The 11305-nt window shown below is 65.6% G+C and carries 11 protein-coding genes; 5 read left to right on the top strand and 6 right to left on the bottom strand.

What is annotated here, in order from left to right; genetic code table 11:
- Nucleotides 1-266: 266 nt before the first annotated feature.
- From ACXMYJ_RS22585 to ripC, 5 genes are all read right to left on the bottom strand, one after another.
- Nucleotides 267-944, bottom strand: a complete 678-nt coding sequence (locus tag ACXMYJ_RS22585; protein WP_375167689.1) for a lytic transglycosylase domain-containing protein — start codon at nt 942-944, stop codon at nt 267-269.
- Nucleotides 945-1477: 533 nt separating this feature from the next.
- Nucleotides 1478-2251 carry a CPBP family intramembrane glutamic endopeptidase gene (locus ACXMYJ_RS22580; RefSeq protein WP_173838456.1) on the bottom strand — a complete coding sequence of 258 codons (774 nt, stop codon included), beginning with the start codon at nt 2249-2251 and terminating at the stop codon, nt 1478-1480.
- 128 nt (nt 2252-2379) lie between these two features.
- A complete protein-coding gene (locus ACXMYJ_RS22575) occupies nt 2380-4230 on the bottom strand; it encodes a hypothetical protein (protein ID WP_099962906.1) in 1851 nt (616 codons plus the stop codon).
- A 305-nt stretch (nt 4231-4535) separates the two neighbouring features.
- A complete protein-coding gene (locus ACXMYJ_RS22570; RefSeq protein WP_460358891.1) occupies nt 4536-5177 on the bottom strand; it encodes a copper resistance CopC family protein in 642 nt (213 codons plus the stop codon).
- A gap of 252 nt (nt 5178-5429) precedes the next feature.
- Nucleotides 5430-6521, bottom strand: a complete 1092-nt coding sequence (gene ripC, locus ACXMYJ_RS22565) for a peptidoglycan hydrolase RipC (protein WP_396884552.1) — start codon at nt 6519-6521, stop codon at nt 5430-5432.
- Nucleotides 6522-6815: 294 nt separating this feature from the next.
- On the opposite strand from ripC, the gene ctaE reads away from it, so the two are divergent.
- From ctaE to ACXMYJ_RS22545, 4 genes are all read left to right on the top strand, one after another.
- Nucleotides 6816-7409, top strand: a complete 594-nt coding sequence (gene ctaE, locus ACXMYJ_RS22560; RefSeq protein ID WP_011893689.1) for an aa3-type cytochrome oxidase subunit III — start codon at nt 6816-6818, stop codon at nt 7407-7409.
- Complete coding sequence (locus ACXMYJ_RS22555) at nt 7406-7765, top strand: hypothetical protein (protein ID WP_011893690.1); 360 nt, start codon at nt 7406-7408, stop codon at nt 7763-7765. Before ctaE ends, ACXMYJ_RS22555 begins: the two co-directional genes overlap by 4 nt.
- A 646-nt stretch (nt 7766-8411) precedes the next feature.
- Nucleotides 8412-9134, top strand: a complete 723-nt coding sequence (locus ACXMYJ_RS22550) for a TlpA disulfide reductase family protein (RefSeq protein ID WP_011893692.1) — start codon at nt 8412-8414, stop codon at nt 9132-9134.
- 70 nt (nt 9135-9204) lie between these two features.
- The gene (locus ACXMYJ_RS22545; protein ID WP_011893693.1) at nt 9205-10200 is read left to right on the top strand and encodes a cytochrome c oxidase assembly protein; all 996 of its coding nucleotides are present in this window, start codon (nt 9205-9207) and stop codon (nt 10198-10200) included.
- A gap of 62 nt (nt 10201-10262) precedes the next feature.
- Here ACXMYJ_RS22545 and ACXMYJ_RS22540 read toward each other — a convergent pair whose 3' ends face one another.
- A complete protein-coding gene (locus tag ACXMYJ_RS22540; protein ID WP_011893694.1) occupies nt 10263-10829 on the bottom strand; it encodes a DUF305 domain-containing protein in 567 nt (188 codons plus the stop codon).
- 237 nt (nt 10830-11066) lie between these two features.
- On the opposite strand from ACXMYJ_RS22540, the gene ACXMYJ_RS22535 reads away from it, so the two are divergent.
- The gene (locus ACXMYJ_RS22535) at nt 11067-11270 is read left to right on the top strand and encodes a hypothetical protein (protein ID WP_260752990.1); all 204 of its coding nucleotides are present in this window, start codon (nt 11067-11069) and stop codon (nt 11268-11270) included.
- Nucleotides 11271-11305 lie beyond the last annotated feature (35 nt).

Here is an 11305-nt window from a genome sequence, read left to right as displayed (position 1 = left end):
GGTACAGCGCGACCGCATCCCGCTTGAACTCGTCCGGGTAATTTTTCCTTGCCATCGGTGTCGATCATCTCGCTTCCCCCGCCAATCTTGCGGGATTCAGCGTGTCCAACACCTGGGGTCAGGGCCCGTCAGACTGGCGGTCGAGTTTATTGGATCTGGCCTTACAAAGCCTCATCAGATGGCAGCTCGATCCTAGGCGCGACACGTTGCCGCCACACATCTGCGTCCAGAATGCGCGCGCCCGTGGACCCGGCGACTTCGGGCTGCTATTGAGAGTCGCCGGCGGCATAGGTTGTAGCCCAGTCGCGCACGCTGCGGGCGTACGGATCGGACTGGTTGTAAGCCCACAGCGCTGTCATCCACCCCTTTGGGGTCGCCAGGTCGCCGCCGCGATTGCACAGGTAGCCGGCAGCCGACAGCGCAGCGTCGTCGACATTGTCGGGACTGACAATGCCGTCATTGTTAGCGTCGACCCCATAGAGCCGCCAGGTCTCCGGAATGAACTGCATCGGGCCCATGGCCTGGGCGAATCCGGGCTCACCGCCGGGCGAGCCGCCGCCGCTGTCGGCGATGCGCATATTGCCGTTCGAGCCATCAAGGCGCACACCACGAATCGGCGGAGTGACATCCCCGTTCGGGGCGATGGTAGCGCCGCGAAAGGTGCCGTTGCGGCTCTCGACCATGCCGATCCCCGCCAGCGTCGTCCAGGCCAGCTGGCAATCGGGGTTCTCGACGTGGGCGACTCTGGCCGCATAGGCATATGCCTCCAGCGCGGTGGCCGGTATGTTCAGCGCCGGAGCCCGTTGTGCAGCCCAAACGCGCAACTGGTCGGCGGGTCGGCCGCGGGCAGGATAGTCAATGTAAGGCACCGGGGCTCCCGCCGGCGGCGGAACGCCTTCGGGTATCGAGATGCCGGTCTGGCACGAACAGCTAGACGTCATCATCACCGCGGTCGCACCCACAACGGCGACAGCCCGCACACGCACCAGCGACACTGGACTCCCTCAAGCCAATCAGGTCGAAGCCATTGTGCCACAGGGCTTGAAGCCTCGGGTTCACCTTGGCGCGATGCCGCTTATTCGCGCGAGTCGACGACATGCGCAGCAGCGGTCGCGCTGGCCCGATCGACCCGGGCGACTTAGCGGCGGGTGATCACTACCATTGCAAGGCCTTCCCGCAGGCCTCTGAGCCGACGCGGTCTTTCGAGCTCGATATCCGCATCGAGCGCCAATGTTGTTGAGCGACAACGGTTACGTGGGCTATAACTCGGCCGCTTGATGCGTATTGAGGGCGACCTCGACCCGTCTAGGCAGCGTAACGGTGGAAACATCGCCGGTGCCCTCCATCACTGCCGGCGGTGATGGTGCCGTGGGTTTTCACCGTGGCGTTTGATTACCAGCCCTGGGCCGGGGGCCCGAGGCCCACGCTGCCGGTGGTTGGTCTGGGCGAGGGTCCCAGGAGGGTGTAGCAGGTGAACTTAGTGCAGCCAGCCGAGTCGGTCCGCGACCAGCGCATAGCCGACGTAGGCCACCGTGTTGATCGCCCCGTGGGCGATGATCAGTGGCCACAGCCGGCCGGTGCGCCGCCACGCGTAGCCGAATATGAGACCCATCACGATGTTGCCCAGCCCGGCGCTGAACCCTTGGTACAGGTGATAGGTGCCGCGTAGAAGGCTTGACAGCACCAGCGCGGTGGCCGGGCGGACCCGCAGTTGGTGCAGCCGGGTGAGCAGAAAACCCACCACGATGATCTCCTCGGCCCAGGCGTTGGCGAACGACACCAAAATGAGGACGGGGATGCGCCACCACGTGTCGTTCAGTTCCGAGGGCACTATCGATGCGCTGAGGCCCAATGCGCGGGCGGTAGCGTAGAGAGCCAGGCCGGGCAGCCCGATAAGGGCCGCGAGCCCGATGCCACCGACCAGGTCGGGCCGGTACCGTGGTCGGCCCAACCCGATTGCTGCCGGGCCGATACCACTGCGCCACAAAAGGTATATCGCGAGAAAGCCCCAGGCAACCAATTGGAACACCGTCGCCAGATTGAGGCCGAGATCGATGAGGTCGAACGTGGAGCGGCGCGGGTTGAGCGCTACGGTCTGCCCCGCCAGGCCGAGCAGCACCGCCTCGATCAGATTAAGGATCGAGGTATAGGCGCTTAGAGCGAACGTCACCATCAACACCACGGCAATCTCGATCCGCAGCGGTCGCCGCTGGTCGTCCGTTGGGGCGTCGGGGGCATTCACTGAAGCCACGGTAGCCTGCCGGGTACACCTGCTTCGCGTATAACCTGACGAAGAAGGGGAGCCGTCAGCGCCCGGATCGCCTGGGGCTCCTCACTTCTGGAGTGCGATACTCGTGTCAGGACTTCAGTGTCGCGGCGTCAGGCTTGTGCCGACGGTTCATAGGCCCGTTGGCTTCTCCTGGGCTCGCTGTTGTTTATGCGCCCACCGCCCCAAGTGATTCCGGCGATCATCGCCAGCGTGCAGGCCAGGACGATTAGACAACCGATCAGCCAGAGCGACTGCGGGATGTCGGGGCTGCGCTCGCGTTGGAGGATGGTGATCTCAGCGACGAATGGGCGGGTGAACTGCGCCTCGGCGGGGATTTCTTCGGCGCCGATTCCGGGGTCGCCCGCCAAATAGATGGGTACGGCGGTGAAGGTTTTGCCGTCGTGCACACGCAACAGGGTCTTCCACTCGCCGGCTACGGGGATCGGCTTGGTGGAGACGTAGTGGCCTGCGCCAATTTTGGCGAGATTATCGACGATCTGCCCGCGGTCGTTGGCCAGCTTGCCCTGCCACGCCATTAGTGCCACCCAGTTGGGATTTTCGCTGAGAAAGTCCGGCGGGTTGATGCGGACGTCGGCTGTCACCTGACGCTGCCCGTTGAGTGGCGGCGCCTCAGTCAGGGTGACGGTGGCGGTCACGTCTTGCGGCACGTTGTAGCGCAGGCCGTTGGCGGCGGCGCCACCGAGGGCCAGTACCGTCAGCGCGACTAGGCCTATGCTGATGGCGCGCCGCGGAAGCCGCTGGCCGGTGAGCACCATGCCCGCCATGCCGCCGCACGCGCCAGTGAGGACCGCCACCGGCACGGCCATTGCCAACGCTTCGGGCCAGATGCTCGACGGCCACGGATAGTGGTACACGGCGTTGATCCACAGCGATTCCAGCCACAGGCCGATGGTGGCGACGCCGAAACCGCTGAGGGCGCCGAACACGATGGGTCGTTTGAGCAAGGGTGTGAGCGCGATGACTTCGACGACCACGGCGGCGCCAAGGTAGAGGGTGAACCAGTTGATGGGCGCGCCGAGGACCGGGCCCACCAGCAGCGCCACGGCGCCCCGCAGTCCGATCGCGATGACCGCGGCGATGAGCGCGGCGCCGCGGCCCATGAAGACGCGCGCCGCCACCAGCGCCAGGCCGGCGGCGGCGGCGATCAGCATGGGCTGGAACACTTGGCGGAACTGCGGGACGCCGAAGTCGAATTCGATTTGGTAGACAGAGGCGCCGACGAGGACGCCGGCGAAGGCGAGGTATTGGACGAACCTAAGGCCAATCCCGTCGGGGGGAGCGTCTTCGGCACTGGCGTTGGCGTGGCGGCCCTCGTACTCGAGGAACAATGCGGCGATCGTGGAGAAGCCGGCGCCGCCGATCATCATCAGGTGTGTGGGCCCCCATAGCGTGACGTCCTGGCCGAAGATTCGGTGCCAGATGTCGTCGAGGGGGAAGCCCATCAGCGCATAGAGGCCGCAGCCGGCCATCACGATGCCGCCGACGGGTGCGTACCAATGGTCGGTGATGCGCACGGCCGCCGGCCCAGGCCGATCGTGGGGCAGCACCATCGCGGTGCAGCCCGCGACGAAGATGCCGAACAGCCCGATGAGGATGAAGTAGTGCGCAGGGTTGGCGAGCGCGCCGTTATCTCGACCGTTGCCGATGTGCAGGCTGACGTCCCAGATGAAGCCGAACAGCGCACACAGGATAGAGGCGATAAATAGCGCAATCGGCAGGGCGACCCACGGCGGGCGTTTAAAACGCCTGCCGGACCAGTGGCCCAATTCCGCTAGCCAGGCAATCTTGTGGCTTCGATGCTGGTAGCCGACCCACAGCAGCGCCGCGGCGACCACCGCGCCGGCTGAGGACAGGATGAGGATCTCGTGGAGGGCCGTCCCGCCGCCTTGGCTTGCCTGAGCCAGCGTGGACAGTTTCGAGGCTGTGGTGACATCCGTCATTGTCATCTCCCCCGGGTGTGCGCCAGTCGTGACCTATCGCCGAGTGATGTTGCCAGAGTGGCCGACTCGGTACCAGGGGTACCGGAAACTTTCGATCCCCAGTACCACAATCTCTCGCAAACGGTCGGCTTCGTTGACAGCTGTGGCCGGGATTATGGCTCTCTCGGCAGTACTAGGGCCGACGCGCCTGCGAGGCGGATATGGAAAGGGCTGTAGCGGCCTTGCAATTTGCGCGCTCGTCGAGCGGAACCCATTGGCCGATCCGCAGTTGGCGCCCCGCGGCTGCGCTCGCGCGCTTTACGAGGTCAATCTCTTCGATCGGTAGGAGGTGATGTGTCATGCCCTCCAGAGCGCCCGGGTTCAGATCGGGGGTGTTCTGCTGCGTTCTTCCGGCGGTGTCGCCTACTTTGCCAGAACGCGATCACTCCGCCAAGCGCCAGACCGGCGCCGGCTGCTGTGAGTACAGACGCCTTGGTGTCCGAACCTGCGGTCGCCGCGGGCGCCGGAGGAGACGGCTCAGCGGTGCTGGGTGCTGCACGGGCTGGCGCGGTTGTGGGTGACGGCTGTTCTGGGACGCCGGCGATGGTGAAGGTGTACGAGCCGGAGACGGGGTGGCCATCTGCTGAGACCACGCGGTAGCTGACGGTGAACAGGCCGTTTGTGAGTCGGTCGGGCCCGACGGCGACCGTGAGGCGCGGCCCTTCGACGTTTGCCGAGCCCGATACCCAGTTGCGACCATCGGCGCTGGTGACGGCGACGTCCGCGAACGCTGGATTGATTTCCTCGGAAAAGATCAGCACGACGGCGGTCAATGGGGAAGCTACGCTCGCGTCCTTGGCCGGGTCAGAACCCACGAGTGAGGTGTGCGCGGCAGCGACTCCGACTCCGCACAGCCAGAAGCCCAGCGCCACCATTGTGGTCATGACGGCGCGCGTGGCCAGGTTCACGGTCCTCCTTGGGCTCGCGTCCGTCGTGCCAACACGCGGTCCGCGCACATGAGTGTATGTTCCCGTCTGACAACGCCAACGTCAGTTCACGCATGCCTCACGCTGGATAACAAGTGCTTCTACGACAACACCAAACGCCGCGATGTCGTCAAAGTTGTAAACACGGTGGGACCCACCGTGTCCGGTACCGACGGGCTCGGCGACTGGAACATTCCCGGGAACCGCGGGAGCGGGCAACGCTGTGGTAGCTGGCTAGTAGCGGCGCACGTTGTAGATCGGCGCCGAGGAGATCGGCGCCACCTTCACCGGAGTGCCGTACGTCGAGGCGTGCACCATGTTCCCATCGCCGATGTAGATGCCCGCGTGTGAGGCGTCCGAGTAGAAGGTGACTATGTCGCCGGGCTGTACCTCGGTCGTCGCCACGGGTTGTCCGCCCGCCGCGAGCGCCTGACTCGACCGCGGGAGCGACTTACCATTCTGCAGAAACGCCCACTTGATCAGCCCCGAGCAGTCGAAGGCATCTGGTCCTGTCGCACCCCACGAATAGGGCGCACCCACACGGGTCAACGCCGCCTGCACGACCCCGGTCCCCTCGGGTGAGCTGGACGGACCCGGCCCCACCGGTGGTATCGCCTCGGGCATCGCCATGATGGCCGGGTTGGCCGCTGGCGGGACCGGCGGCGCGGGCGGCATCGGCCCAGGGTCCGCGAGCGCTGCACGTTGATCGGGGGTCAGTGCGCGGTATAGCGCCTCTACTTCGGCGATCTGTGTTCGCAGCCGGCTCTGCTTCGACTGCAGGTCCGCGCGGACGGCCGACGCCTGCTCCGCGGCAGTACGAGCTGCCAGCGCTGATGACTGCGCCGCGAGCGCGGCTTCGTCGGCACGGGTTGATGCGGCGCGAAAGGCGCTGATGCGGTTCGACATGTGAGTGGCCATCACCCTGCTCGAGGAGAGTTCGTCGAGCAGGCGTTGGGGGGACTCCGCGGTCAGCGCCGCGCTGATCGTGCTGGTCGAACCACCCATGTACGCCGCGGCCGCCACCTGATTCACGGCGGCCTGATACTCACCGAGGTCGGCTCGCGCCGCGGTCATCGCTTCGAGTTCGGTGCGTTGACGATCCTCAGCCCTGCGCTGCGCCCCGAGTTTCGCCTCGAGGTCCAGTTCGGCCGAATACACCGCTTCCGTGGTCCGCTCGGCTTCTCGTGAGAACTCCGTCAATCGAGCCAGGGCGTCGGCAGCCGGGTCGGCCCACCCAGTCCCGGCAGAGTCGCCGAGAGTCAGTGCGAGCACGATTGCCATGACGAGAGCACCCGCCGAGCGGCATACCGCGGCAGGGCGGTTCATCCTCAAAACACAGTCCTTACACCGCAGGGACATCTATGGTCTAGCTACGTAGGTCACGGAAAGATTACGAGTAACCGCGTTCAATGTCCACGCCCAGGGCGATGCTCCTCGGCCGTACGCGCCCATTGCGCATGCTCCGTCGCGCCGGGCGGGGCTCAAAAGCGAACTCCCGCTGAATGTTCCGGTCGAATCGCACCACGGCATCCAACGACGCAACTGTCGCACATTTACTGTGTGCAATAGTAGGTAGCGACTCAGTAGACCGTCTGCGGACTTGGCTTGACGAGGGACGACATGACAAGTGGCACCGCCATCACGGCACGGGTTCATTCGCTGAATCGGCCCAACATGGTCGCCGTAGGGACGATCGTGTGGTTGTCCAGTGAGTTGATGTTCTTCGCCGGTCTGTTCGCGATGTACTTCACCGCTCGCGCCCAGGCCGATGAGTGGCCGCCCCCGCCCACCGAGCTGAACCTCGCGCTCGCGGTGCCGGTGACGTTGATCCTCATCGCGTCGTCGTTCACCTGTCAGATGGGTGTCTTCGCCGCTGAACGCGGCGACGTGTTCGGCCTGCGCCGGTGGTACGTCGTCACCTTGCTCATGGGATTGATCTTCGTGCTCGGCCAGGGATACGAATACATCAGCCTGGTGCGTGAGGGAACGACGATCGCCGGCAGCGCGTACGGGTCGGTCTTCTACCTCACCACGGGTTTCCACGGGTTGCACGTGATCGGCGGTCTCGTCGCCTTCATCCTGCTGCTCATTCGCACGCGCATGAGCAAGTTCACCCCCGCCCAAGCGACGGCGGCCATCGTGGTGTCCTACTACTGGCACTTCGTCGACATCGTGTGGATCGCGCTCTTTGCCACCATCTACTTCGTGAGATGACCCTGGGCATGCCGCGCAGGTGGTGTCGACGACCCCCGCAGGCCGGGAGGTGGCTCGCGCAGTTGGCCCCCGTCGTTGCAGTCGCCGCCGCACTCGTCGGGCTCGCCTCGACCGGCGCGCCGACCGCCGCCGCCGAGCCGACGTCGGGGCAGACCTCCTCGATAGCTCCAACACACTCCGCCGGCCCAACACCCACCAAACACTCCTACGACGACACGCACACCGGTCAACAACCTGAAGGCGTGAATCCGGCGCTGTGGATCTTGGCGGGCGCCGTCATCGGACTGATCGCGATCGCCGTCATCATGCTGAGAGCAGGCAAACCGGTACGCCATCAACTCAGCCGGGGCCCGTGACCTGAACGGCGAGTGAATGATCAGCCGTCGGACAACACGGATCAAGTGCCCCCTCTCGGTCGGCGTCTTGTCCTAGCCCACGGAGATGGCATCGTCTTGACGCCCGTTGCCCACGGTCATCGTCAGGCCCAGCACGCCCGGCAGCAGCGCTGACCGTAACCGACGACTCCACCGATCTCCGACGTCGCCCTCGGTGACCGACGTCTGTAAGTCCGGAACACGCAGATCGTAAGGGGGTGCCCTTATCGACGACCCTTCGGATCGCTGCGCCTGCCGCGGCGTTGGTAGACCGCTGCACGCTCTGATGATCGCGGCTCCGCCGACGATTGCCAACGGCGTTAGCGTCGGCCACCAGACGCTCCTGCGCCAATAGATCGCCCGCATTGTTGAAACGCCTCATCAATGTCGTCCCGTCATTCGCCGTGAAGCCATTGCGCTACCATTTACGTAGTCTCTACGTAGAAGGTGCCGGGCTGACCGGCCCTGGCAGCAGGGGCGCCGCCGGTGCTCGCTCGAGCGGCCGCGGTGCCTGCGCCCAACGTCCAGTCACGGAGGTCGTCGTGTCGATGCACGGGTCACGCACCACGTCGCGCGGCTTCGACTCGGCGGGCCCGTATCGGAGCAACCCAGCGTGAGTGGCACTTGAATGACTCGTCGACTCACCGATGCGCCCCGAATGTCGCCGTCAAGGCTGGACGTGGGCGTTGAGCGTCGGCGACGGATGCGACCCCCGATACATTGGTCACTGGTGGTACGGCGTGGCATCGTCGCGGGTTTGAGCGCGGTACTGCTCGGCGCCGCAGTGTCCGGATGCTCCAGCGGAGACGACGCCGTCGCGCAGGGTGGCACGTTCGAGTTCGTGTCGCCGGGCGGGCAGGTCGACATCTTCTACGACCCGCCGCAGAGTCGTGGTCGCCCGGGGCTGATACGCGGACCCGACCTGATGTACCCCAACCGCACGTTGTCACTTGACGACTTCGCCGAGCAGGTGGTGGTGATCAACGTGTGGGGTCAGTGGTGCGGTCCCTGTCGCACCGAGATGCCGGAGCTGCAAAGGGTGTACGACGCGACCCGGGACGAGGGAGTCGCCTTCCTGGGCATCGACGTCCGCGACAACAACCGCCAAGCTGCGGTTGACTTCATCGTCGATCGCAAGGTCACCTTCCCGTCGATCTACGACCCACCGATGCGCACGATGATCGCCTTGGGCGCGAGATATCCCACCACCGTCATCCCGTCCACCATCGTCTTGGACCGGTCGCATCGCGTCGCCGCGGTGTTCCTGCGGGCGCTGCTCGCCGAGGATCTCGAACCGGTGGTCCGTCGCCTCGCCGCCGAGACCACAACCGGCTCAGGGCCCCCGCGATGAACGGCGACCCCGCCCCGGCTGCACGTCGCCGCGGGGCGCGGCCGACACTCGGGCGCAACGCCGCGACTCGATGGTGGGCTGCCCCGTGATCGGTCAGGTGGTGCTCCCCACCTCACCGCCGTCGCTATGGGCGATGCTCGGTTGGTTACCGCCGCCGGTTCCGATACTGCCGGTATTGGCAATTGTTTTGGCGGTGTGGTACCTGCTTGCCGTTCGAGTCATCAGATGCCGGGGCCGCCAATGGGCGTGGACGCGCACGGCGAGCTTCCTGGCCGGCTGTATCGCCTTGGCGGCGGTGACGGGCCTGGCCATTGACGGCTACGGCTACCGACTGTTCAGTGCCTTCATGTTCCAGCACCTCACGCTGTCGATCCTCGTTCCGCCGCTGCTCGTGCTGGGTGCGCCCGGCCGGCTGCTCCTCAGGTCCACGCCTCATCGTGGACTCGGACGCTACGTCGTGATCGCCGCGCTGGGCGGCCTGCGCTGCCGGGCGAGCAGGATCGTGCTGCACCCCGGCTTCACCATTCCGGTGTTCCTGTTGAGCTACTACGGCCTGTACCTTTCCGACCTCTTCGACGCGGCGGCGTCCAGCGTGGCCGGACACGTCACACTGCAGGTGTTCTTCCTCACCAGCGGTATGTTGTTCATCCTGCCGATCCTGTCGACCGGTCCCTTGCCGGTCCGGCAGAGCAACCTGGGCCGCTTCTTCGACATCTTCGTCGAAATGCCGCTGCACGTCTTCATCGGCGTCATCCTGATGATGGCACCGCGCACGCTCACCGAGACCTTCGCCCAACCTCCGCCGGACTGGAACGTCGACCCCGTCGCCGACCAGGGGGTTGCTGGCGCCTTGGCGTGGTCCTACGGCGAGCCCGTCGCGCTGCTGACCACAGTGATCTTCGCCATCCGATGGCGCCGTGATGAGGAGTCGGAGTCGAAGAAAAGAGAGGCCGACGTCGAACGCGACGACGCGGAACTGGCGGCCTACAACGCGTTTCTGCGCGGACTGCACCAACAGCGGCGACCACCGACCGACGTGCCGAGCACCGCCAACGAGCACGACTGACGCCGTGACGACAACGCGGCGGCCATCAATTCGACGCCAGACCCAGGTCGCCAGCGACATCGTCAGGGCTGCAGGGTCTCCATGACGGAGATCTCGCTTTGCTGGCTTTCGATGAGCGATCGCGCGATCGCCATCGCCCGAGGATTCGACCCTGCTTCCAGCTGGTCACGCGCGGCCGAGATCGTGAAACGGTGCTGTCGGATCATCAACTCCAGATATTGGCCCGCCGCACCCGTCCCGGTCGCGCTGGTGACGCGACGGACGTCGGCGTCCACGGCGAGCGGATGTTCACCCGGCGCAACTGCGACGTTGGGCTTGCCCGCCGCAGGACGGGGCCCGACGGTCATGGGGGTGAATCCCCAATCGACGAGGAGCGCCTGCAGCTCGTTGACGTAGGTGGTGCTGCCCGCGCTGATTTGTCTGGCGATGTCCCGGATCTCGGGTGCGATGCCTTGCTTGACGGTGGTCGAATTGCTCAATGCAACAGCTTGACCGCTGTGGTCGATGATGTCGAAGGCGAACAAGACGTCGAACCGAGTGTGCGGCTGGTCGGCGACGGCACCCGCGGCGCTCGAAGGACCCGGCGACGACACACGGTCCGTGTCGCCGCAGCCCGCGACGATGATCATCGTCACACCTGCGAGTGCCACCCACGCCGCGCGGACCGGTCGCCCGGTGCCCGTTCTCAGATCGTCGCGCACGCGGTCCCTTTCATCGCCGCCTGCATGGAGCGACGGTGATATCGTTGCCCGCCGAAGCCCGGTCAGAAGGCCGCCTACACCTTAGGGGTGACCCCATCGCCGACCCTCGTAACGCAAAAATGCGAAGCAATGGCCACATACGTAGTCACATAGTAGATTGGTGGTGTGAAGAGCGCACTGGCCGTGTCCTGCCACGGACCGCGGTCGAGTTGGCCTCACCAGCGTCACGTGCGGCCGACGGGTCGACTGGCCCGCCGATGGATCGCGACGGCGCTACTGTTGGCCCTGGGTTTGGCGGTGTTGGCCATGGTTGTGGCCGACCCGGCCGCCGCTCACCTTGCGGGCATGGGCGGCCTCCCGCACCTCTAGCCAGCCAGCCGCTGAAGCGCCACGACCCTGCCGTA

Source organism: Mycobacterium sp. ZZG (genome assembly GCF_054786995.1).
The sequence above is the reverse complement of the archived record's forward strand: the minus strand, read 5'-3'. Positions and strand labels throughout refer to the sequence as shown.